Source organism: Paraburkholderia sp. HD33-4 (assembly GCF_021390635.1).
GTDB lineage: Bacteria > Pseudomonadota > Gammaproteobacteria > Burkholderiales > Burkholderiaceae > Paraburkholderia.
Map to the genome: position 1 here is coordinate 4,173,241 of NZ_JAJEJS010000001.1, position 20,780 is coordinate 4,194,020.

The 20,780-nt window shown below is 66.4% G+C and carries 21 protein-coding genes; 10 read left to right on the forward strand and 11 right to left on the reverse strand.

Translation table 11 applies throughout. From position 1 onward, the window contains the following. Positions 1-99 precede the first annotated feature (99 nt). Complete coding sequence (locus tag L0U84_RS18710) at positions 100-360, forward strand: DUF6723 family protein (protein ID WP_233852065.1); 261 nt, start codon at positions 100-102, stop codon at positions 358-360. A 49-nt stretch (positions 361-409) separates the two neighbouring features. Here L0U84_RS18710 and L0U84_RS18715 read toward each other — a convergent pair whose 3' ends face one another. The 6 genes from L0U84_RS18715 to L0U84_RS18740 form a co-directional block, all read right to left on the reverse strand. After that, a complete protein-coding gene (locus L0U84_RS18715) occupies positions 410-1,009 on the reverse strand; it encodes a rhomboid family intramembrane serine protease (RefSeq protein WP_233851645.1) in 600 nt (199 codons plus the stop codon). 182 nt (positions 1,010-1,191) lie between these two features. Beyond that, positions 1,192-3,009 (reverse strand): glutamine--fructose-6-phosphate transaminase (isomerizing), encoded by a 1,818-nt coding sequence (gene glmS, locus L0U84_RS18720; protein WP_233851646.1) that lies wholly within the window; start codon positions 3,007-3,009, stop codon positions 1,192-1,194. Positions 3,010-3,068: 59 nt separating this feature from the next. Further along, positions 3,069-4,430: a bifunctional UDP-N-acetylglucosamine diphosphorylase/glucosamine-1-phosphate N-acetyltransferase GlmU gene (gene glmU / locus L0U84_RS18725; RefSeq protein ID WP_233851647.1), complete on the reverse strand. Its 1,362-nt coding sequence runs from the start codon at positions 4,428-4,430 to the stop codon at positions 3,069-3,071. Between the two features lie 141 nt (positions 4,431-4,571). Next, on the reverse strand, positions 4,572-5,573 hold the full coding sequence (gene ttcA, locus L0U84_RS18730; RefSeq protein ID WP_233851648.1) for a tRNA 2-thiocytidine(32) synthetase TtcA: 1,002 nt from the start codon (positions 5,571-5,573) through the stop codon (positions 4,572-4,574). A gap of 3 nt (positions 5,574-5,576) precedes the next feature. After that, entirely contained in the window at positions 5,577-5,972 is a 396-nt protein-coding gene (locus L0U84_RS18735; protein WP_187632602.1) for a dihydroneopterin aldolase, read from the reverse strand. A gap of 90 nt (positions 5,973-6,062) precedes the next feature. Then, positions 6,063-6,890: an SDR family oxidoreductase gene (locus L0U84_RS18740; RefSeq protein WP_233851649.1), complete on the reverse strand. Its 828-nt coding sequence runs from the start codon at positions 6,888-6,890 to the stop codon at positions 6,063-6,065. Positions 6,891-6,903: 13 nt separating this feature from the next. Between L0U84_RS18740 and L0U84_RS18745 the strand changes: the two genes are divergently transcribed. Both L0U84_RS18745 and L0U84_RS18750 read left to right on the forward strand, forming a co-directional pair. After that, positions 6,904-8,106, forward strand: a complete 1,203-nt coding sequence (locus tag L0U84_RS18745) for a class I SAM-dependent methyltransferase (protein WP_233851650.1) — start codon at positions 6,904-6,906, stop codon at positions 8,104-8,106. Positions 8,107-8,137: 31 nt separating this feature from the next. Next, positions 8,138-8,332, forward strand: a complete 195-nt coding sequence (locus L0U84_RS18750; RefSeq protein WP_018418711.1) for a DUF2905 domain-containing protein — start codon at positions 8,138-8,140, stop codon at positions 8,330-8,332. Positions 8,333-8,364: 32 nt separating this feature from the next. On the opposite strand, the gene L0U84_RS18755 is transcribed toward L0U84_RS18750, so the two are convergent. From L0U84_RS18755 to L0U84_RS18770, 4 genes are all read right to left on the reverse strand, one after another. Continuing rightward, positions 8,365-9,597 carry a multifunctional CCA addition/repair protein gene (locus L0U84_RS18755; protein ID WP_233851651.1) on the reverse strand — a complete coding sequence of 411 codons (1,233 nt, stop codon included), beginning with the start codon at positions 9,595-9,597 and terminating at the stop codon, positions 8,365-8,367. Continuing rightward, a complete protein-coding gene (locus L0U84_RS18760) occupies positions 9,594-10,247 on the reverse strand; it encodes a glutathione S-transferase family protein (protein ID WP_233851652.1) in 654 nt (217 codons plus the stop codon). Before L0U84_RS18760 ends, L0U84_RS18755 begins: the two co-directional genes overlap by 4 nt. Positions 10,248-10,278: 31 nt before the next feature. Further along, entirely contained in the window at positions 10,279-11,232 is a 954-nt protein-coding gene (locus tag L0U84_RS18765) for a complex I NDUFA9 subunit family protein (protein WP_233851654.1), read from the reverse strand. 82 nt (positions 11,233-11,314) lie between these two features. Further along, on the reverse strand, positions 11,315-13,282 hold the full coding sequence (locus L0U84_RS18770) for a lytic transglycosylase domain-containing protein (protein WP_233851656.1): 1,968 nt from the start codon (positions 13,280-13,282) through the stop codon (positions 11,315-11,317). 77 nt (positions 13,283-13,359) lie between these two features. On the opposite strand from L0U84_RS18770, the gene L0U84_RS18775 reads away from it, so the two are divergent. Next, the gene (locus L0U84_RS18775) at positions 13,360-13,902 is read left to right on the forward strand and encodes a 5-formyltetrahydrofolate cyclo-ligase (protein ID WP_233851658.1); all 543 of its coding nucleotides are present in this window, start codon (positions 13,360-13,362) and stop codon (positions 13,900-13,902) included. Between the two features lie 49 nt (positions 13,903-13,951). Here the strand turns inward: L0U84_RS18775 and L0U84_RS18780 are convergent, their stop codons facing one another. Next, positions 13,952-14,464: a winged helix DNA-binding protein gene (locus tag L0U84_RS18780; protein WP_018418717.1), complete on the reverse strand. Its 513-nt coding sequence runs from the start codon at positions 14,462-14,464 to the stop codon at positions 13,952-13,954. A 211-nt stretch (positions 14,465-14,675) separates the two neighbouring features. On the opposite strand from L0U84_RS18780, the gene pxpB reads away from it, so the two are divergent. The 6 genes from pxpB to L0U84_RS18810 all read left to right on the forward strand — a co-directional run bounded on the left by pxpB (position 14,676) and on the right by L0U84_RS18810 (position 20,745). Beyond that, positions 14,676-15,329: a 5-oxoprolinase subunit PxpB gene (gene pxpB, locus L0U84_RS18785; protein ID WP_233851659.1), complete on the forward strand. Its 654-nt coding sequence runs from the start codon at positions 14,676-14,678 to the stop codon at positions 15,327-15,329. After that, the gene (locus L0U84_RS18790; protein ID WP_233851660.1) at positions 15,326-16,378 is read left to right on the forward strand and encodes a biotin-dependent carboxyltransferase family protein; all 1,053 of its coding nucleotides are present in this window, start codon (positions 15,326-15,328) and stop codon (positions 16,376-16,378) included. Before pxpB ends, L0U84_RS18790 begins: the two co-directional genes overlap by 4 nt. A gap of 20 nt (positions 16,379-16,398) precedes the next feature. Further along, on the forward strand, positions 16,399-17,151 hold the full coding sequence (gene pxpA, locus L0U84_RS18795) for a 5-oxoprolinase subunit PxpA (RefSeq protein WP_233851661.1): 753 nt from the start codon (positions 16,399-16,401) through the stop codon (positions 17,149-17,151). Between the two features lie 292 nt (positions 17,152-17,443). Continuing rightward, positions 17,444-18,217 carry a DUF969 domain-containing protein gene (locus L0U84_RS18800; RefSeq protein WP_233851662.1) on the forward strand — a complete coding sequence of 258 codons (774 nt, stop codon included), beginning with the start codon at positions 17,444-17,446 and terminating at the stop codon, positions 18,215-18,217. Next, positions 18,214-19,170, forward strand: a complete 957-nt coding sequence (locus L0U84_RS18805; protein ID WP_233851663.1) for a DUF979 domain-containing protein — start codon at positions 18,214-18,216, stop codon at positions 19,168-19,170. The genes L0U84_RS18800 and L0U84_RS18805 overlap by 4 nt, the downstream gene beginning before the upstream one ends. Positions 19,171-19,398: 228 nt before the next feature. Next, positions 19,399-20,745 carry a methyl-accepting chemotaxis protein gene (locus L0U84_RS18810; RefSeq protein ID WP_326491180.1) on the forward strand — a complete coding sequence of 449 codons (1,347 nt, stop codon included), beginning with the start codon at positions 19,399-19,401 and terminating at the stop codon, positions 20,743-20,745. Positions 20,746-20,780: the final 35 nt, after the last annotated feature.

Below are 20,780 nucleotides of genomic sequence, written 5' to 3' on the forward strand. Positions count from 1 at the left end.
TTGCCCGCTCGCTTCACGCTTCGAGCGGATTTGAGACAATGCAGGTCGGCCGTGCGTATCGTTGCGCACCGCTTCGATGAACAACCGATGTTTTCAGCTATGAGCAAGACCGCGTTTATTCCCAGCGTCCCGGGCACCACGGAAGACGACTTCGAGATTTCGGCGAGCGCGAAGATGGCCGGCTACCGGCGCTTCTTCGGCGTGTTGAAGGTGGTGCGCACGACCGACGCCCGCGTGCTGTTTCCGTTCGACGGCGCACCTGAGCTGGGCCCGCATCCGAGCCGCGTCGAAGCGCTCGCGGCCGCGCAGGTGTATGGCGAACATATCGTCGCGAGCGATCTGGCGCGGCCGGAGTTGTAAGCCGAGACGTTCTCGAACTGCTTGCGTCCCCGTGCGCGGGACATCCGCGTCAGCGCACCCGCACCCGGCGTGCCGCCCCGGCCCCTGAACGCGCGGCGAGCACACCCCCGAGCACGCCGCCGACATGGCTCTGCCACGACACATCAGGATAGATCGGCAGCACACCGAACAGCAGGCTCAGACCGTAGCTGCTGATCACCACCAGGGCCACGAGGATCGACGCGAGATTGCGCGTGTAGTAGCCGCGTGCGACCAGGTAACCCGCGTAGCCGAACACCAGCCCACTCGCACCGATATGCACCGAATACGGCGCGCCGAATAGCCACGCGCAAACACCGGCGCCGAGCATCGCGCCGATGGTCGCGCGCCAGAAGCCGCCGATGTCCGGCCACGTACACAGCCAGCCGAGTACGACGAGCCCACTCGTGTTGGCGGCGATGTGTCCAACGCTCGCATGCAGCCACGGCGCGAACAGGATGCCCTGCAAGCCGCCGAGCGAACGCGGCACGACGCCGTGTTCATTCAGACGCAGGAACGGCAACGCAACCGACAGAAAGAACACGGCCCACATCGAACCGACGAACAGCGCGATCAGCACGACGCGCGACTTGAGCTTCCCGGTCAGCGTGTTGGGGGATGAGGTCTTCATGGTGACGGAGCCACGGGGGATGTCGACAGAGGGTAGTCGATGTGGCGTCGTCAAGTCGAGGCATCGTGGAACGACAGATGCCGGTTGAAGCGGTGGGTGTTTCGTCAGCCGCACCGCGTGACGGTGCGGCTGATTTGGCGCGAGCCTGCGGCCCGGTGTGCGCCGTTACGTCTTCTGCTTCGTCACTCCACCGTCACCGATTTCGCCAGGTTGCGCGGCTTATCCACATCCGTACCCCGCGCACAAGCAGTGTGATACGCGAGCAATTGCAGCGGCACGACGTGCAGGATCGGCGAGAGCAGCCCATAGTGCTCCGGCATGCGGATCACATGCAGCCCTTCGTCGTTGACGATCTTCGTATCCGCATCGGCGAACACATAAAGCTCGCCGCCACGCGCGCGCACTTCCTGGATGTTCGACTTCAGCTTTTCGAGCAGCGCGTCGTTCGGCGCGACCGTCACCACCGGCATCGCTTCGGTCACGAGCGCCAACGGCCCGTGCTTCAATTCGCCGGCCGGATATGCCTCGGCATGGATATACGAAATCTCCTTGAGCTTCAGCGCGCCTTCGAGGGCGATCGGATAGTGCAGGCCGCGCCCGAGGAACAACGCATGTTCCTTGCGAGAAAATTCCTCCGACCACGCGATGATTTGCGGCTCCAGCGCGAGCACGCTGTTGAGCGCAGCCGGCAGGTGGCGCAGCTGCTTCAGATAGCTCGCTTCCTGCTCGTCGTTCAGACGTCCGCGCAGCTTCGCGAGCGTTGCCGCCAGCGTGAACAACGCGACCAGCTGCGTCGTGAACGCCTTGGTCGACGCGACACCGATCTCGCGGCCCGCGTGCGTGAGGAACGACAACTCGGTCTGCCGCACCATCGCGCTCGTGCCGACGTTGCAGATCGCGAGCGTGTGCTTGTGGCCGAGCGCCTGCGCGTGTTTGAGCGCCGCGAGCGTGTCGGCGGTTTCACCCGACTGCGAAATCACCACCACCAGCGACTTCGGATTCGGCACCGACTCGCGATAGCGATACTCGCTCGCAATCTCGACCTGAGTCGGGATCTTCGCGAGCGATTCGAGCCAGTACTTGGCGGTGAGCCCCGAGTAGTAGCTGGTGCCGCACGCGAGAATCAGCAGGCTGTCGATGTCCGCGAACACCTGAGCCGCGCCTTCACCGAAGATCCACGCATCGAATGAATCGGCTTGCGGAATCGTGTCGGTGATCGCTTGCGGCTGCTCGAAAATTTCCTTCTGCATGAAGTGGCGATACGGGCCGAGTTCGACGGCGCCGCCATAGGCCGCGACCTGGCGCACCTCGCGCGGCGCGACCTCGCCGTGGCGATCGGCGATCCGCACGCCATCGAGCGACAGTTCGCAGACGTCGCCTTCCTCGAGGAAGATGAAGCGCTCGGTGCTGCCCGCGAGCGCAAGCGCGTCCGATGCGAGGAAGTTCTCGCCGTCGCCGAGTCCGACCACGAGCGGCGAGCCCTGGCGGGCGCCGACCACCGTGTGCGGCTGGTCCTTGTGCAGCACCGCGATCGCGTACGCACCGTGCAGTTGCGCGATCGCCTCGCGCACCGCGGCGAACAGATCGCCGCGATACAGGCTATGGATCAGGTGCGCAATAACCTCGGTGTCGGTCTGCGAGACGAACTCGTAACCCTTGCCACGCAGCATTTCGCGCAAGGTCTCATAGTTCTCGATGATGCCGTTGTGTACCAACGCCAGCGCATCGCGCGAGAAGATCGGGTGCGCGTTGTCGGTGACCGGTGCGCCATGTGTGGCCCAGCGCGTATGTGCGATGCCCGTCACGCCTTCGAGGCGACCGTCGCGCACCTGCCCGTCGAGGTCGGCGACGCGCGCGACGCTGCGCGCGCGGCTCGGTCCGCGAGCGCCGAGCACGGCGACGCCGCACGAATCGTAGCCGCGATATTCGAGGCGTCGCAGTCCTTCGATCAGGACGGGAACGATATTACGTTGCGCAACCGCGCCGACAATGCCGCACATGGTGAATTCCTTTTCAGTGCCGGATTCAGTGAGCGCGCCTCGTGGGCGCGCCGTATCGATCAGCTTTTCTTTTTGACCGGGCGCACGTAGCCGGTCCTGCTGGTTTGGGTTTTATCGTTCAACACCAGCGCGCCGGCGGCGACGTCTTTCCACACCGTGGTGCCGGCCGCGATCGTCGCGCCGCGCTGCACACGCACCGGTGCCACCAGTTGCGTGTCCGAGCCGACGAACACGTCGTCCTCGATCACGGTGCGGAATTTGTTGGCGCCGTCGTAGTTGCAGGTGATCGTGCCCGCGCCGATATTCACACGCGCGCCGACATCCGCATCGCCGATGTAGCTGAGGTGGTTGGCTTTCGAGCCATGACCGAGCACTGCGTTTTTGACCTCGACGAAGTTCCCGACGTGAGACTCGTCGTGCAGTGCCGCACCTGGGCGCAAGCGCGCATATGGACCGATGACGGCGTTCGCGCCGACTTCCGCGCCCTCGATGTGCGTGAACGCCTCGACGCGCGTACCGGCGCCGATACTCGCGTTGCGGATCACGCAGTTCGGACCGATGGTGACGTTGTCGGCCAGCGTTACGCGGCCTTCGAACACGCAGTTGACGTCGATCGACACGTCGCGGCCGCAGTCGAGCGTGCCGCGTACGTCGACGCGGGCCGGATCGGCGAGCGTCACACCCGCGACGAGCAGCGCGTCGGCGACATTGCGCTGATGAATCCGCTCGAGTTCGGCCAGTTGCTGCTTGCTGTTGACGCCGAGCGTTTCCCACTCGTGCTCGGGCTGCGTGGTGACGACTTCGAGGCCGGCTTCGATCGCCATCTCGACCGCGTCGGTCAGATAGAACTCGCCTTGCGCGTTGTCGTTCCTGAGCGCCGCGAGCCAGCCAGCGAGACGCGCGGTTGGCGCGACGATGATGCCGGTGTTGATTTCGGCGATCTTCAGTTGTTCGGGATTCGCGTCCTTCTGCTCGACGATGCGCTGCACGTTGCCGTGCTGATCGCGCACGATGCGGCCATAGCCGGTCGGGTCGTCGAGCGTGACGGTGAGCACGCCGTAGCCGTTCTGGCCGGCGCGCCCGGTCAATGCGCGCAGCGTCTGCGTGCGCGTCAGCGGCACGTCGCCATACAGCACCAGCGTGGGCAAGGAAGGATCGAGCAGCGGCAGCGCCTGCTGCACCGCGTGGCCGGTGCCGAGCTGCTGCTCCTGCACCGCGAACTGGATATCGGGCGCCGCGACGGCTTCACGCACGGCTTCGGCGCCGTGGCCGATCACGACGATCAGGCGCGCGGGCTGCAGCGCGCGGGCGGTGTCGATGACATGAGCGAGGAGCGGCCGGCCGGCCAGAGGATGGAGCACCTTGGGAAGCGCGGACCGCATGCGCTTGCCGGTACCTGCCGCCAAAATGACGATGTTCATGGCGTCGGCAACTAGACGAGTTTGGAGCGCACGATTCTATCATGCTGCACCTGCAAAAAAGGCCGCTGACGCGGCCCCTGCGGGGCTTGCAAGCCGGCGCAACAGCGCCGGAGTGCCGCCGGAACAGGCACTTTTCGCGCGTTACAGGTCGTCGAACTGGACCAGCGAAATGGTCTTCGCGCCGGTGAGCGGCGCGCCTTCGTCGCCGCTCGAGCACGGTTCTTCGTCGAACGCGATATCGCCTTGCGGGTCGGCCTCGCCGGTCGCGCGCAGCCCCGCGAACGGAAACAGCCGGTGATCCATCAGATGCGACGGCACCACGTTCGACAGCGCGTTGAACATGTTCTCGATGCGCCCCGGGAAGCGCTTCTCCCAGTCGCGGACCAGCGCCTTCATTTCCGCGCGCTTCAGGTTCGGCTGGCTACCGCACAGATTGCACGGAATGATCGGGAATTCGCGCAGCTCCGCGTACTTCTCCAGATCGGTTTCCTTCACGTAGGCGAGCGGCCGGATCACGATGTTCTTGCCGTCGTCCGATTGCAGCTTGGGCGGCATGCCCTTCAGCTTGCCGCCGTAGAACAGGTTCAGGAGCAGCGTCTGCAGGATGTCGTCGCGATGATGGCCGAGCGCGATCTTGGTCGCGCCGAGCTCGCCGGCGACCCGGTACAGGATGCCGCGCCGTAGCCGCGAGCACAGCGAGCAGGTGGTCTTGCCCTCCGGCACGAGCCGCTTGACGATGCTGTAGGTGTCCTGGTTCTCGATGTGAAACGGGATGTCGAGCTGGGTCAGATACTCGGGCAGCACGTGCTCGGGGAAGCCCGGCTGCTTCTGGTCGAGGTTGACCGCGACGATATCGAAATTGATCGGCGCACGCTCGCGCAGCCGCATCAGAATGTCGAGCATCGCGTAGCTATCTTTGCCGCCCGACAGGCACACCATTACCTTGTCGCCGTCCTCGATCATCTTGTAGTCGCCGATCGCCTGGCCGACCTGGCGCGCGAGACGCTTGAACAGCTTGTTGTTCTCGTACGCTTCCTTCTGCTCGCGGCGCGTGAGCGGCGATTTCGGGGCGCGAGCGGCGCTCGGCGCCGCGCTGGCCTCGGCGGCCTGGTTGGCTGCGTTCAGCATGTCCGGTGCGTTCATCGCTCAGTCCTCCTTGATGCGGAAGACTTCGACGCCGACCGCATCGCAGTCCGGATACACATCCGGCTTCTCGGTCGACACGCGCGCGCCGCGCACTTGCGGATGTTCGAGCATCGCACGCACGAGGTCGTCGCACAGCGTTTCCTGCAGATGGATATGGCCTTGCGACACGCGTTTGGCGATCGTCGAGCGCATGAAGTCGTAGTCGACGACTTCGTTGAGCTTGTCCTGTACCGGCGTGGACATCGCGAGCGGCACGAACAGTTCGACGTTGATCACGACGCGCTGCTCGCCGCGCTTTTCGAAGTCGTGCACGCCGATATTGATGTGCACTTCGTAATTGCGCAGAAAAAGCCGGCGGCAATCGGCGAGCCGGGGGTGCGAAAGAGCGGCAAACATGTTCGTTCCAATCAAAAAAGCGTGCGGGGCACGCAAAGGGGCGCTTCGCTACATGCGACGGCCGCCTCGAAGGCCGGCCGCGCGCGCGTATCAGGCGCCCGTCAAAAACATCACGTCGCGCGGCAGCGGCACGAGGTGCTGCCCGCCGTCGACCACCAGCGTCGTTCCGGTGACGCCGGCTGCATCCGCGAGATACAGCGCGGCGGCGACGATATCCTCGGGCCGCGACGCACGGCCAAGAGGCGTCATACGGTGAGCGACCTCGAACCCGTCCTGGGTCTGGTCGCCCGATTGCATGGTCAGGCCGGGCGCGAGCCCGACCACCCGGACTTTCGGCGCGAGCGCCTGAGCGAGCGCGACCGTCGCGGTCTGCAGCGCCGCCTTCGACAGCGTGTACGACAGATAGTCCGGGTTCATGTTGTACAGCTTCTGGTCCAGCACGTTGATGACGACGCCGCGCTGACTTTCGTCGCGCAGCGCCGCATTGGGCGTCGCGTCGTAAAGCATGCGCGCGAGCACCAGCGGCGCGCCGACGTTCATCGCGGTCAGCTTCAGCAGCAGCTCGTAGCCGACGTCGCGCGCCGTGTCTTCCTCGAAGCGCGACGCGTTGTTGACGATGCACGATGGGCGCCCGAGCGCGGCGGTGCAGTCCGGCAGCAGCCGCGCGACCTGCGCCTCGTCGCCGAGCTCGGCGTGCAGCGCGACCGCGCGGCGGCCCAGCGCGACGATTTGCGCGACGACTTCGTCGGCCTCCTCACGCGAGGCGCCGTAGTGCACGGCCACGTCCCAGCCGCGTGCGGCGAAGCCGAGCGCGAGCGCGCGGCCGATGCGGCGCGCCGCGCCGGTAACCAGCACGACGCGGGGCGGTTCAGTCGGCGCTTCGGCCGCGTGGGCCGCGATGTCCGGAGAAACGGTCATTTACAATGCGGGGATGAATCCGAAAGCTCACCAACCCGATAGTTTACCTGCTCCCGGCCCGAGCGCGCTCGCGCAGTCCGATGCGCTCGTCGCCGAGATCCGCGCGCAGCTCGACGCGGCCGGCGGCTGGCTGCCGTTCGACCGCTACATGGAGCGCGCGTTGTATGCACCGGGGCTCGGCTATTACAGCGGCGGTGCGCGTAAATTCGGCCTGCGCGCCGACGACGGCAGCGACTTCGTCACCGCGCCGGAATTGTCGCCGCTGTTCGCCGCGACGCTTGCGCGCCCGGTCGCCGAAGCGCTGGAGGCGAGCGGCACGCGCGCGGTGATGGAGTTCGGCGCCGGCACCGGCAAGCTCGCCGCGGGGCTGCTCAATGCGCTCGACACGCTCGGCGCCGAATTCGACAGCTATTCGATCGTCGATCTGTCGGGTGAGTTGCGCGAGCGGCAGCGCGAAACGATCGCGGCGGCGGCGCCCGCGCTGCTCGCCAAAGTGCGTTGGCTCGACGCATTGCCGGAGCGTTTCGAAGGCGTGGTGATCGGCAACGAGGTGCTCGATGCGATGCCGGTGCGGCTCTTCGCGCAAAGCGGCGGGGTCTGGCACGAGCGCGGCGTGGTGTGGCGCGACGGCGCATTCGGGTTCGACGACCGTCGCGTCGCGGCCGCCGCGGATCTCGCGCTGCTCTCCGAAATCGATGCGATCCGCGAGCCGGCCGCCGACGACTACCTGACCGAAACGCACGAAGCCGCGCGCGCCTTCACGCGCACCATCTGCACGATGCTCGCGCGCGGCGCGATCTTGCTGATCGACTACGGCTTTCCGCGCCACGAGTACTACCACGACCAGCGCGCGCAGGGCACGCTGATGTGCCACTACCGGCATCGCGCGCACGGCGACCCGTTCCTGTATCCCGGTCTGCAGGACATCACCGCGCACGTCGAATTCACCGGCATCGCCGAGGCCGGCGTCGAGACCGGCGCGGACCTGCTCGGCTTCACGTCGCAAGCACGCTTCCTGCTGAACGCGGGCGTCACCGAGGCGCTCGGCGAGATCGATCCCGACGACACCGCGCGCTTTCTACCCGCGGCCAACGCGGTGCAGAAGCTGCTGTCCGAGGCGGAGATGGGCGAGCTCTTCAAGGTGATCGCGTTTTCGCGCGGACTCGACGATACGCTGCGCGCCTTTTCGAGCGGCGACCGCTCGCATACGCTGTGATTGTGGATCCGCTCTGGTTCGAGGAATCGCGATGATTCGCTGGCTTTTGACTACCTTCGTTGCCGTCGCGGTGCTGTCGTCGTGCTGGCCGTGGCTGCGCAAGCTCGGCATCGGCCGGATGCCCGGCGACGTGACCTTGCGGCTGTTCGGCCGCGAGTATCCGTTTCCGTTCATGTCGACGCTGGTGCTGTCGATGCTGTTGTCGCTGCTGGCGCGGGTGTTGTAGACGCCGTCGCGCTACTCCACACCCGCATGAGCTCAAACCAGCGCAGCCTCTACCGCTCGCACCCGCTCCTCATGCACGGCATCCTTGATGCCGGCCGGCGCATCGGCGAGCCGCTGCGCCACCGCCCCCGCATCCACGCCTCGCGCGGCCACCAGCGCAACCCTCAGCCGCTCCGCCTGCGGGTACTCGCTCGTCTCGAAGCCGAGTCGCCCGCGCGCATCGGACTCGCAGGCCTGTAGTGCCTCGGCGAAGCGCGCCGGCTTCCTGATCGCGTCGCTGCGCTCGAGCAGGCGCACCAGAGCCGCCGCCCCCATCTCCATCACGCGATGAATGTTGCCGTGCTCACGCGCGACCAGCACCGCGAGATCGCGGCACTCATTCGGCACGCGCAACCGCTCGCACAGCGGCTTCAGCAGATCGACGCTGCGGCCCTCATGGCCGATGTGCCGCGGCAGCAGGTCCTCCGGCGTGGTGGCCTTGCCGAGGTCGTGCGTCAGCGCCGCGAAGCGCACCGGCAGCGCGTAGCCCTGCTGCGCGGCATGGTCGAGCACCATCATCACGTGGACACCGGTATCGACTTCGGGGTGATAGTCGGCGCGCTGCGGCACGCCGAATAGCGCGTCGATCTCGGGCAGAATCCGCGCGAGCGCGCCGCAGTCGCGCAGCACGTCGAACATCCGCGACGGCTTCTTCTCCATCAGTCCGCGCGACACCTCCTGCCACACGCGCTCGGCTACCAGCGCGTCGGCTTCGCCGTCGGCGACCATCTGGCGCATCAGCGCCAGCGTTTCCGGCGCGACCGTGAAATCGACGAAGCGCGCCGCGAAACGCGCGATGCGCAGAATCCGCACCGGGTCTTCGAGGAACGCATCGCCGACATGGCGAAAAAGCCGCGCCTGCAAGTCGGCCCTGCCATTGAACGGATCGATGACCGGCCCAGTCAGCTCGCCGTCCGGACGTACCTCGCGAGCCATCGCGTTGATCGTCAGATCGCGGCGCGCGAGGTCTTCCTCCAGCGTCACGTCGGGCGCATAGAAAAACTGGAAGCCGTGATAGCCGGCCGCCGTCTTGCGCTCGGTACGCGCGAGCGCGTACTCCTCGTGCGTCTGCGGATGCAGGAATACCGGAAAGTCCTTGCCCACCGGCCGATAGCCCTGCGCGACCATCTGCTCGGGGGTCGCTCCCACCACTACGTAGTCGCGGTCCTGCACCGGCACGCCGAGCAACTCGTCGCGAACCGCGCCGCCTACTGCGTAGATATTCATGGGCATTCGTCTTGATAGGCAATCGCGTGCGTTTCGCGGCGCGAGGCGTCGATCCATGCATTGACCGCGGGCAGCGCGGTAAGCCGCTCGACATAGGCGGCCGCGGTCTCCGACAACGCCGGCTTCCACGTGTTGAAGCGCATCGCGACCGGCACGTACATCGCGTCGGCAATGCCGAATTCGCCGAACAGGAACGGACCGCCGTAGATTTCGAGGCAGTCGCGCCAGATCGTCTCGATCCGCGCGATGTCGGCGAGCGCGCCCGGCGTTGCGTTCTTGCCCGGGAACGACGCGCGGATATTCATCCACATCTTCGAGCGCAATTCACCGAAGCCCGAGTGCATCTCGGCACTGACGCTGCGCGCATGCGCGCGCGCCGCCGTGTCGCGCGGCCACAGCGCGTGCTGCGGGAAGCGCTCGGCGAGCGTTTCGGCGATCGCGAGCGAATCCCACACGGCCTGCCCCGCGTCGTCGATCAGGCACGGCACCTTGCCCGGTCCGCGCGGTGCCTGAGCATTGATCTTCGCATTGGTGTCCGCTTCGTACAGCAGGATCAGCTCCTCGTCGAACGGAATGCCGAAGTGCGTGAGCAGCAGCCACGGACGCATCGACCACGACGAATAGTTCTTGTCACCTATCAGCAGTTTCATGCTTGTTATCAGGAAGAGAGAGGAAAAGGATCTAGCGCCCGGCGCTGGCGCGGAACGTGTCGAGTCGCGAACCCGAGGCCGCGCCGGTCAGATACGTCGGCACGATCGCCTCGATGCTGACCGGTTCGAGTCCGAGCTCCGGCGCGAGCGGCCCGCTCAGAATATTGGCGACCTTCATCGAATCGAGATTGTCGCGCGAAATCACCGGTTCGCCCGGCGCCATTTCGAAGCTCAGCGCCTGCAGACGCGCGAGCGGCTCCGGCAGACGGATGATGCGCGCATGCTTGCCGATCACGTCGCCGCAGTATGAAACCAGATCTTCGAGCGTGTAGACGGTCGGGCCGCCGAGCTCGTAGGTGTGGCCGCTAGCGCCGTCGAGATCGAGCACGTTGACGATCGCCTTCGCGACGTCGCCGACATAGACCGGCTGGAATTGCGCGTCCGGCATCGCGAGCGGGATCGCCGGAAACACGCGCTGCAGAAACGCGAACTTGTTCAGAAATGCGTCCTCGGGGCCGAACACGACCGACGGCCGGAAGATCGTCCACGCGACGTTCGCCGCATGCACGGCCTTCTCGCCGTCGGCTTTCGAGCGCGAATACATGCTCGGGCCGTTTGGATCGGCGCCGAGCGCGCTCAGATGAATCAGCCGATGCACGCCCTTGCCTTCGCAGGCGGCGACGATGCGCGTGGGCAGCTCGACGTGCGCATGCGCGAACTCCTTTCCATAGGGTTTGCCGCGTTTGCCGTTCAGGATGCCGACGAGGTTGATCACGCAATCCACGCCTTCGACGAAGCGCGCGAGCTGCACCGGATCGAACACGTCGGTTTCGAGCACGTCGATCGGCAGCATGGTCAGATGGCGCGCGTTGTAGCGTCGCCGGGTGGCGACGCGCACGTCCTTGCCCATCTCGACGAGCGCGTTGACGAGGTAGCTGCCGATGAACCCGGAGCCGCCGATGACCGCGATGGCTTGATGTCGCATTTTTCGACTCCCTGGTGGAAGCCGCGGCAACGGCTGGCGAAGCGCGCCGCAACCTCTGAGCGAGGTTGCGGCGCCAAGGCGCTTACGGTGCGATGTAACCCAGGCGCGCCTTCAGCGATTGCGGACGGCCTTCGAACAATGCCGCGTAGTAGACCGTGTTAGACAGCACATTCTTCACGTAGTCGCGAGTTTCCTGGAACGGAATCGCCTCGGCGAAAACCGCGCCTTCGACCGGGTGCTGCAGCGACTGCCGCCAGTTGCGCGGACGGCCCGGACCTGCGTTGTAGCCAGCGGTGGCCAGCACGGCGGATCCGTCGAACTGATTGTAGATCATCGCCAGGTAGTTGGTGCCGAGCAGGATGTTGGTGTTGATGTCGTTCATCTGCTCGCGCGACACCGGTCCCAGACCGATCTTCTTCGCGACCAGTTGCGCGGTTGCGGGCATCAGCTGCATCAGTCCGCCCGCGCCGACGTCCGAGCGCGCGTTGATGATGAAGCGCGACTCCTGGCGAATCAGCCCGTACGCCCACTCGACGTCGAGCCCGCTCGACTGCGCGTCCTGCTCGACGATGTTGCGGAACGGCGATAGATAGCGCAGCGAGAAATCGTGCTCGCTCTTCGTGCGGTCCGCGGTGTTGACGGTGCGGTCGTACAGTTCGATGCGGCGCGCGTACTCGGCGGCCGCGAGCAGTTGCCGGTCGGACATGTTGCGCAGCGGCCAGTTCCACTCGCGGTTGCCCTCGAGCCGCAGATTCAGCGCATAGAAACGCTGCGCCAGATCGAAGCCCGGCGTGGTGCCGGCCTGCTGTACTTCGGCGTCGGTCACGGTGGTTTTCGGCGGCACGCTGATCTTCTGGCCGAGCTCTTCGAGCGCGAGCTGGCCGTAGAAGTTGAAGTTCGACGCGATCGACTGGAATTCCTGGCTCGCCGTGGCCGTGTCGCCGGCCTGCTTCAGCGCGCGCGCGTGCCAGTACACCCACGACGGCTGCTTGCGCAGCGACTCGGGCATCTGCTCGATCGACCAGCGCACCATGTTCCAGTCGCCGGCGAGCAGCGCGCTGCGGGTGCGCCATTCATACGCGGGATTCGACAGCGGCGCGTTCGCCGACAGCCTGAACCAGTCGACCGCGCCGGGCATCTGCTTGAGCGCGCCCTGATAGCCGATCGTGCCCCAGCCGATCGCGCGCTCCGGCGAATTCAGCGACGGCGCGACCGACGCGAACGTGGCCGCGGCCATGGCCGGATCGTTGCGCGCCATGCGCGTGATCGCGAGCAGCGCCAGCTGATGCGATTGCGCATCCGGCCCGACGCCGCGGGCGAGCAGCAGCGGCGGCGTATTGGCAGCCTGGTCGAACAGCACCGGGTCGGGCGGCGGGTCGCCGAGCGCGTCGACCAGCTTGCTGCCGGTGCTCGCGTAGTTCTGCTCGTACGCGAGACGGATTTGCGCCCAGATGTCGTCGGCGCTGAACTGATGGTTCACGCCAAGCACCGTGATCAGATCGACGCAGCCGTCGCCGTACCATTTCGGATCGACGAGCAGCGCGCGCGCCGCGTCCGCGACGTTCTCGCCGCGCGACGCGCGCGATTCGAGCGCGTAGCACTTGACCTGCGTGTCGTCGTCGAGCACGAACTTCGCGTACTGCTGGTCGAAGTTGCGCCAGTCGTGGCGGGTGCCGAGCACGGTCAGGTAGTCGTTGCGCATGCGATCGGCGATCGCCTGGCCGTCGTACTTCTGCAGGAACGCGAGCACGGGCGCGTCCGGCGCGTCGACGCGCGCATGGCCGGTCGAATCGAACAGCTGCGGCTTGATCTGGAAATACTCCAGATACGACGGTGCCGGATAGTTCGGGATCATGCTCGCGAGCTGGGCCGCACGCGCCGCGTCGTTAGTGCGCGCGGCTTCGCGAAGCTGGATGAAAATCTGGTCGTCGTTGCTGAGTTGCGAGAGCGGGAGGGGCTTGACGGCCGAGGCGGTGCTGCAGGCAACGAGTGCCGCTGCAGCCAGCGCGATACCGGCCGCGCGATATACTCGAAAAAGGCGTTTTGACATCGTTGTTTCTGGAGCGCGAATTGGACCCAAGCATAGCATGCAACCCTGTCCCCGCAACGAAAAAGGCGCTGCGCCGGATGTTGCTGGAAAGCCGTCTGCAAGCGGCTTCCGAGCCGGCGAAGAATGCCGCGCTCGGGCGTCGGATGCTCGACGCGCTGAAGCACTATGCGGTACGCAGCGCGGGATTCTACTGGCCCCTCGCCGGCGAGTTCGACGCGCGCGGCGCGATCGCGATCTGGCTCGCGGCCGACCCGCATCACGAAGCCAGTCTGCCAATCATTAAAGAACGTGGCATGGCGCTCGAATTCCATGCGTGGACGCCCGCGACGCCGATGAAAATCGGCCATCACAAGATTGCCGAGCCGACCTCGGGGCGCATCGTGCTGCCCGAGCTGCTGTTCGTGCCTTGCGTGGGTTTCGACTCGGACGGCTATCGTCTCGGCTACGGCGGCGGCTATTACGACCGCACCCTGGCGCACTGGCCGGCCGCGCATAAGCCGGTCACGGTCGGCATCGCGTACGAAGCGTGCCGCACCGACACGCTGGAGCGCGAGGCGCATGACATTCCGCTGGATCTGATCATCACCGAGGCGGGGTTTCATCCGGCGCTGCCGGGCTGAACGCGCGACGCGCGGCAGGTGACGCGCGGCGCTCGCGCGGTATCGGTCGTTACAGCGAAGCCGCCGCGCGCGCCGCCGTGTCGTACAAGCCCGACGCGTTGCGCATCAACTGCGCGGCCTCGCCGATCTGCTGGTTGGTCAGGCCGCTTTCCTTGAGCGTTGAGATCAGGCAGTTTTCGCGCACCTCGCGATATTTCAGGCATAGCTCGCGGCCGGCGTCGGTTGCCGAAAAGAACACTTCCTTGCCGGTCTTTTCGCTTTTTACATACCCTCTAGCTACGAGCTTTTTCAACGCGTAAGTCGCGACGTGGGTGTCTTCGATGTTGAGCACGAAGCAGATGTCCGCGAGCTTCTTGCGACGTTCGCGATGGCTCACGTGGTGCAGCAGCGACACCTCGATCGCGGTCATGTCCTTGTCGCCGGCCGCCGACATGCAGCGCACCATCCAGCGGTTGAACGCATTGCCCGCCATGATCAGCGCGTATTCGAGTTCGGACAGTTCCGCGCTGCTCTCGGAGACGAGGTGTTCGGACGAAACGATCTTGGTGGGATGACGCGTCATTCGAGGTTCCGGGGATGAATATGGGCTGGAAAAGTGTCGCAAGTGTACGACGATGCCCCGCCGCCGACGAGCCTGGCAAAAACGCTTATTGGTAAATCGTCGATATTTTATTGATAATGTACGCTCCAAACGTCGCCGACTCCATGCCGGGCATGCGCCAACGCGCCGCGCTGTCCGCCTCATTTTCCGACTCGATCCGGGCCGCCCAGTCATGAGCCAACCACGAATCTTTCCGCTCGGCGATGCCGCGCTCGTCTGCGAGGCGCCGCCGCCCGCCACGCTGGAGTGCCAGCAGCGCGTGTGGGCCGCAGCCGTTGCCGCGCGCGACTGGCCGCAGGTGCTCGAAGTCGTACCCGGCATGAACAATCTGACGCTCGTGTTCGACCCGCTCGCGACCGACGCCGGCGCGCTCGGCGAGCAGTTGCTCGCGGCCTGGAACGCGGCGCCCAAAGCCGCCATACCCGGGCGCGATGTCGACATTGCGGTGCAGTACGGCGGCGCATTCGGTCCCGATCTGCGGGCGGTCGCCGAACATACGGGCTTGAGCGCGCGCGAGGTCGTCGAGCGTCATGCGGGCGGCGCCTACGTGGTGTTCTTTCTCGGCTTCCAGCCCGGCTTCGCCTATATGGGCGGGCTCGATGCCGCGCTGCACACGCCGCGCCGCGCATCGCCGCGGCTCGAGGTGCCGGCGGGCTCGGTCGGCATCGGCGGCGAGCAGACCGGCATCTATCCGGCGGTGTCGCCGGGCGGCTGGCAGCTGATCGGCCGCACCGAGGTGCCGCTGTTCGATCCGGCGCGCCGCCCGCCCACACTGCTGCAGCCCGGCGACCGGGTGCGCTTCACGATCGCGGGGATCCACGCATGATCGACGTAATCCGCGCGGGTCTTCAGACCACGATCCAGGACCTCGGCCGCCATGGCTACCGGCATCTCGGCGTCGCGATGAGTGGTGCGCTAGACCGGCTGTCGCTCGAAGTCGGCAACCGGCTGGTGGGCAACCGCCCCGACGCGGCCGGCCTCGAAATCACCTTCGGCCCGACCGTGCTGCGCTTTCTGCGCGCGACGCGCGTCGCGATCACCGGCCCCGACTTCGGCGCGACGCTCGACGGCAAACCCGTCTATTCATGGTGGAGCCTGCCCGTGCAGGCCGGCCAGGAACTCGTGCTGAACGCGGCGAAACGCGGCATGCGCGGCTATGTGTGCGTGGCGGGCGGCATCGACGTGCTGCCGATGCTCGGCTCGCGCAGCACCGACCTCGCCGGACGTTTCGGCGGACTCGGCGGGCGCGCGCTCAACGACGGCGACCGTCTGCCGGTCGGCGCGCCGCAGCAGCGCGGCCACCTCGGCTTCACGCCCGAGGCGCCCGCGTTCGGCGTGAAGGCGCCCACATGGTGCAAGTTCGTGCTGGTTCCCGAGCCATTGCGGCGTGGCCGGCATCCGTCGGGGGTGCCGTGGGCGATACCGATCCGCGTGCTGCGCGGCCCCGAATACGACAGCTTCACGGCGGACGCGCAGCAGTCGTTCTGGTCCGACGAGTGGCTCGTCACGCCGAACAGCAACCGCATGGGCTATCGCCTTGCCGGCACGGAACTGAAACGCACGCACAAGGCCGATCTGCTGTCGCACGCGGTGCTGCCCGGCACGATCCAGGTACCGCCGAACGGCCAGCCGATCGTGCTGATGAGCGACGCGCAGACCACCGGCGGCTATCCGAAGATCGGCGCGGTGATCCAGGCCGATCTGTGGAAGCTCGCGCAGGTGCGGCTGAACGCGGCGGTCCGTTTCATCCCGACGACGCCGTACGAGGCGCGCCAGGCTTTGCTGGAAGAACGTGCGTATCTGCGGCAGATCGATGCCGCGATCGCGATGCATGAAGAGCGTTGCGCGCGCCAGGCGGCGCTCGCGGCGCTGTAACACTGAATAAAGGAGTCCCCATGGAAATCGATCTGAACGCCGATCTCGGCGAAGGCTGCGGCTCCGACGAGGCGCTGCTCGACCTCGTGAGCTCGGCCAACATCGCATGCGGCTGGCATGCGGGCGGCCCCAACGCGATGCGCGAGTGCGTGCGCTGGGCCGTACAGAAGGGCGTGTCGATCGGCGCGCATCCGAGCTTCAACGATCCCGAGAATTTCGGCCGCAAGGAAATGGATCTGCCGGCGGGCGAGATCTACGCGGGCGTGCTGTATCAGCTCGGCGCGCTGTCGGCGATCGCGCAGGCCGAGGGCGGGCGCATCGCGCACGTGAAACCGCACGGCGCACTGTACAACCAGGCCGCGCGCGACGCGAAGATCGCCGACGCGATCGTCTCCGCGGTGCACGACTTCGATCCGTCGGTGGCGGTGTTCGCCCTCGCGGGCAGCGGACTCGTTAGCGCCGCGCGCAACGCGGGCCTGACCGCGATCGAGGAAGTGTTCGCTGACCGCGGCTATCGAGCCGACGGCTCGCTCGTGCCGCGCAAGGAGCCGGGCGCACTGCTCGACGACGAGGACGAAGTGCTCGCGCGTACGCTCACGATGATCCGCGAGCAACGCGTGAAGGCCGTCGACGGGCAGTGGGTGCCGCTGAACGCGCAGACCATCTGCCTGCACGGCGACGGCCCGCACGCGCTCGCGTTCGCGCGACGCATTCGCGGCGCGCTCGCCGAGGCCGGCATCGAAGTGCACGCGGCAAGCGCCGCGCGCGTCTGAGCGTTCGCATCACCGCCGTCCCCACCGCTCGCGCCGATCCGATCCGGCGCGCGTGACCGATCCAGCGCCCCGCTCCCACGCGGGGCGTCTGCCAGCCGGGGCATGAATCGCAATCGCGATGCCGGCTGCACACCCGCGGATGCCGACGCACGCGCATCCGCGGGGCAGGAAAAGAGAGTTCGACGCGGCCGCAGAGCCGCGGCAGCACGCCGGCGCATGAAGCCGCATGCACCGGTTGGTTCACGTCAGCCGCCACCCGCGGCGAAGTTGAATAACCTCTTTGGAGACCCTGATGCAGACAACCGTCAGTCTTTGGCCGCTCATCGGTGTGGCCGTCATCATCGTTGGTTTTCTGTTGCGCTTCAATCCGATGCTGATCGTGGCCGTCGCCGCGATCGTCACCGGATTCGCCGCGCATTTCCCACCCGAAAAGATCCTCGCGCTGATCGGCACCGGCTTCATCAAGACGCGCAACATCCCGCTGATCATCCTGCTGCCGCTCGCGGTGATCGGCCTGCTCGAACGACACGGCCTGCGCGAGCGCGCGCAGACGTGGATCAGCGGTATCAAGGCGGCGACCGCCGGGCGTCTGTTGATCGTCTATCTGGCAGTGCGGGAGTTGACCGCCGCGGTCGGCCTGACCGGGCTCGGCGGCCATCCGCAGATGGTGCGTCCGCTGATCGCGCCGATGGCCGAGGGCGCAACGGAAAACCGCTTCGGCAAGATCAGCGACTCGGTGCGGTTCCGGCTGCGCGCGTTCTCAGCCGCAACCGACAACGTCGGCCTCTTTTTCGGCGAGGACGTCTTCGTAGCATTCGGCGCGATCGTGCTGATGACGACTTTCCTGAAGGAAGCGGGCATCGTCGTCGAGCCGATTCACGTGGCGGTGTGGGGCATTCCGACCGCGATCAGCGCGTTCATCGTGCACGGCTTCCGGCTCTGGCTGCTCGACCGCCGGCTCGAACGTGAATTGCGCGGCAACGCTCCGGGCGGCAGTTCAAACCCGAAAGCGGCCGCGGCATCGACGCCGTCGTCGGCCACTCGCGCTACCGGAGACGAAGCATGACCTTCACGATCACCTATCTGTTCTGGTTGCTCGGCATCGTGCTGCTGATCGTCGGCGGCATGATCGCTACGGACCGCGAGCATCCGCGCCGCTTCACCGCGGGCGGTTTCTGGATTCTGTACGCGCTGATCTTCCTGATCGGCGACCGGCTGCCGCCGGCCGTGGTCGGCGTCGCCGTCATCGCGATGGCGCTGATCGCTGGCTTTGGCGGCGTCACCGCGGGCAAGCCGAAGACGCTGTCGCTCGAAGCGCGTCAGGCGAGCGCCGCGCGTCTGCGCAACAAGCTGTTCGTGCCCGCGCTGACGATCCCGGTCATCACGGTGATCATCACGCTCGCGGCGAGCCATCTCGTGTTCGGCGGCGTGCCGCTGATCGAGAAGGCCAACGTCACGCTGATCGGCTTCGGCATCGGCTGCGTCATTGCACTGGCGATCGCCTGCGTGATGACGCGCGACACGGTCGGTCAGTCGATGAAGGAAGCGCGCCGCCTCGTCGATGCGCTGTCGTGGGCGGCGGTGCTGCCGCAGATGCTCGGCATGCTCGGCCTCGTGTTCTCGGACGCGGGCGTGGGCAAGGCGGTCGCGCACGTGACCACGTCGTATATCAGCCTCGATTACCGCTTCGTCGCGGTGGCCGTGTACTGCATCGGCATGGCGCTGTTCACGATGGTGATGGGCAACGGCTTCGCCGCGTTTCCGGTGATGACGGGCGGCGTCGGCGTGCCGATTCTCGTCGGCGTGTTCCACGGCAACCCGGCCGTGATGGCCGCGATCGGCATGTTCTCCGGCTACTGCGGCACGCTGATGACGCCGATGGCCGCGAACTTCAACATGGTGCCGGTCGCGCTGCTCGAATTACCCGACAAGAATGCGGTGATCAAGGCGCAGATTCCGACGGCGTTGACGCTGCTGGTGATCAATATCCTGCTGTTGAATTTCCTGATGTTTTTGTAGCGGTCAGGTCTCGGTTTTCGGCTCACTTTCGGCTCAATTCGCGCTTGACGTTGCCGGGCGGCTCACTTGCACAAGGGGCGCCCGGCAGCGCCGAAGATCCGCTCCAGCCCGCAATAAGCCTTCGTCTCCCCCTTCAGAAAGCTCCCGATCTGCCGTACTTCTGGACTGGTCCTGCACAGGCCCATATTTCAGCGCGCAGGTATCGCATAACCAGTAAAAGGAGACGAAGTGCAGAAGGCCCACCTCACGATCAGGATCCGGATCCTGTTGATATTCGGCAGTTGCGTCGCGCTGAGCTTCCTTGCCGGCCTCGCGGGCCTCATCGGGCTGTCGCAGTTGAGCGGGGACGCGGCGGCAAGCCGAAGCTGGTTTGCGGCGCTGGTCGCCATGGCCTGGCTCGGCACGGCTATCGCGCTCTACGGCGGTCTGCAGTTACATCGGATCGTGTGCGGCGGCCTGATCCGGCAGCGTCGGAAATTCGAGGAGATCGCCGAGACGCTCGACGTGTCGCGGCGCGCGGCGAGCCCGCGCATGGACGAATTCGGCCGCGGCGCGGTCGCGTTCGACGCGCTGTTGCGCCGGATCGAGCAAAACATCGTAACCGTGCGCGCGTCGACCGATTCGGTCAGCACCGCGACGCGCGAGATCGCGGCCGGCAATCTCGATCTGTCGGCGCGCACCGAGGAGCAAGCCGCGTCGCTCGAACAGACCGCGGCGAGCATGACGCAGCTCACCGAAACGGTAAAGCACAATGCCGACAATGCACGTCAGGCGAACACCCTTGCGAGCAACGCCGCGAGCATGGCCGCGAGCGGCAACGACGCGGTGCAGGCGATGGCCGCGACGATCGGCCGGATCAGCGGCAGTTCGAGCAAGATCTCGGAGATCACCGGGGTGATCGAGGGCATCGCCTTCCAGACCAACATCCTCGCGCTGAACGCGGCGGTCGAAGCCGCGCGCGCCGGCGAGCAGGGCCGCGGCTTCGCGGTCGTGGCGAGCGAAGTGCGCAGCCTCGCGCAGCGCTCGGCGGCGGCCGCCAAGGAGATCAAGGAATTGATCGGCTCGTCGGTGTCGATGATCCAGGATGGCTCGACGCAGGCGGTCGAGGTCAGCACCGCGATGGGCCAGGTGACGACGGTGATCCGTCAGGTGTCGGACATCGTCGGCGAAATCGCGGCCGCGTCGGAAGAGCAGAGCCGCGGCATCGAGCAGGTCAACCAGGCCGTCAACCAGATGGACGAAGTCACGCAGCAGAACGCGGCGCTCGTCGAGCAGGCGGCCGCCGCGGCGCAGTCGCTCGAAGAGCAGGCGGCGAAGCTGGCAGGCGTGGTGTCGGCGTTCAAGGTCGGTAACGGCGAGCCGTCGGCTGCGCGTGGCGTCGCGCCGCGGATGCCGAATAAGCACGCGCCCGCGTTGCCCGCGACGCGCGCCGAGCTGCCCTCGGCGCACGGCAACGCGCAGGCGAAATCCGCGCCGCTGTCGTCAGCCGAAAGAAAATCCGCCACCAGGACGCCGGGCGCAAAGCCCGAACCAGCACTCGCGACGACCTCCGACGCCGACTGGCAAACCTTCTGATCGATCCCGCCGTTACGGCTCGAACCTCGATCTGA

Excerpts from the sequence above, each read along its gene's own strand:
- L0U84_RS18765 (WP_233851654.1), bottom strand. The coding sequence starts at position 11,232 with ATGCGACATCAAGCCATCGCGGTCATCGGCGGCTCCGGGTTCATCGGC.
- L0U84_RS18800 (WP_233851662.1), top strand. The coding sequence starts at position 17,444 with ATGCAGACAACCGTCAGTCTTTGGCCGCTCATCGGTGTGGCCGTCATC.
- L0U84_RS18755 (WP_233851651.1), bottom strand. The coding sequence starts at position 9,597 with ATGAATATCTACGCAGTAGGCGGCGCGGTTCGCGACGAGTTGCTCGGC.
- L0U84_RS18780 (WP_018418717.1), bottom strand. The coding sequence starts at position 14,464 with ATGACGCGTCATCCCACCAAGATCGTTTCGTCCGAACACCTCGTCTCC.
- ttcA (WP_233851648.1), bottom strand. The coding sequence starts at position 5,573 with ATGAACGCACCGGACATGCTGAACGCAGCCAACCAGGCCGCCGAGGCC.
- L0U84_RS18770 (WP_233851656.1), bottom strand. The coding sequence starts at position 13,282 with ATGTCAAAACGCCTTTTTCGAGTATATCGCGCGGCCGGTATCGCGCTG.
- pxpA (WP_233851661.1), top strand. The coding sequence starts at position 16,399 with ATGGAAATCGATCTGAACGCCGATCTCGGCGAAGGCTGCGGCTCCGAC.
- glmU (WP_233851647.1), bottom strand. The coding sequence starts at position 4,430 with ATGAACATCGTCATTTTGGCGGCAGGTACCGGCAAGCGCATGCGGTCC.
- L0U84_RS18775 (WP_233851658.1), top strand. The coding sequence starts at position 13,360 with ATGTTGCTGGAAAGCCGTCTGCAAGCGGCTTCCGAGCCGGCGAAGAAT.
- L0U84_RS18790 (WP_233851660.1), top strand. The coding sequence starts at position 15,326 with ATGATCGACGTAATCCGCGCGGGTCTTCAGACCACGATCCAGGACCTC.
- L0U84_RS18740 (WP_233851649.1), bottom strand. The coding sequence starts at position 6,890 with ATGACCGTTTCTCCGGACATCGCGGCCCACGCGGCCGAAGCGCCGACT.
- pxpB (WP_233851659.1), top strand. The coding sequence starts at position 14,676 with ATGAGCCAACCACGAATCTTTCCGCTCGGCGATGCCGCGCTCGTCTGC.
- L0U84_RS18760 (WP_233851652.1), bottom strand. The coding sequence starts at position 10,247 with ATGAAACTGCTGATAGGTGACAAGAACTATTCGTCGTGGTCGATGCGT.
- L0U84_RS18735 (WP_187632602.1), bottom strand. The coding sequence starts at position 5,972 with ATGTTTGCCGCTCTTTCGCACCCCCGGCTCGCCGATTGCCGCCGGCTT.
- L0U84_RS18715 (WP_233851645.1), bottom strand. The coding sequence starts at position 1,009 with ATGAAGACCTCATCCCCCAACACGCTGACCGGGAAGCTCAAGTCGCGC.
- L0U84_RS18710 (WP_233852065.1), top strand. The coding sequence starts at position 100 with ATGAGCAAGACCGCGTTTATTCCCAGCGTCCCGGGCACCACGGAAGAC.
- L0U84_RS18750 (WP_018418711.1), top strand. The coding sequence starts at position 8,138 with ATGATTCGCTGGCTTTTGACTACCTTCGTTGCCGTCGCGGTGCTGTCG.
- glmS (WP_233851646.1), bottom strand. The coding sequence starts at position 3,009 with ATGTGCGGCATTGTCGGCGCGGTTGCGCAACGTAATATCGTTCCCGTC.
- L0U84_RS18805 (WP_233851663.1), top strand. The coding sequence starts at position 18,214 with ATGACCTTCACGATCACCTATCTGTTCTGGTTGCTCGGCATCGTGCTG.
- L0U84_RS18745 (WP_233851650.1), top strand. The coding sequence starts at position 6,904 with ATGAATCCGAAAGCTCACCAACCCGATAGTTTACCTGCTCCCGGCCCG.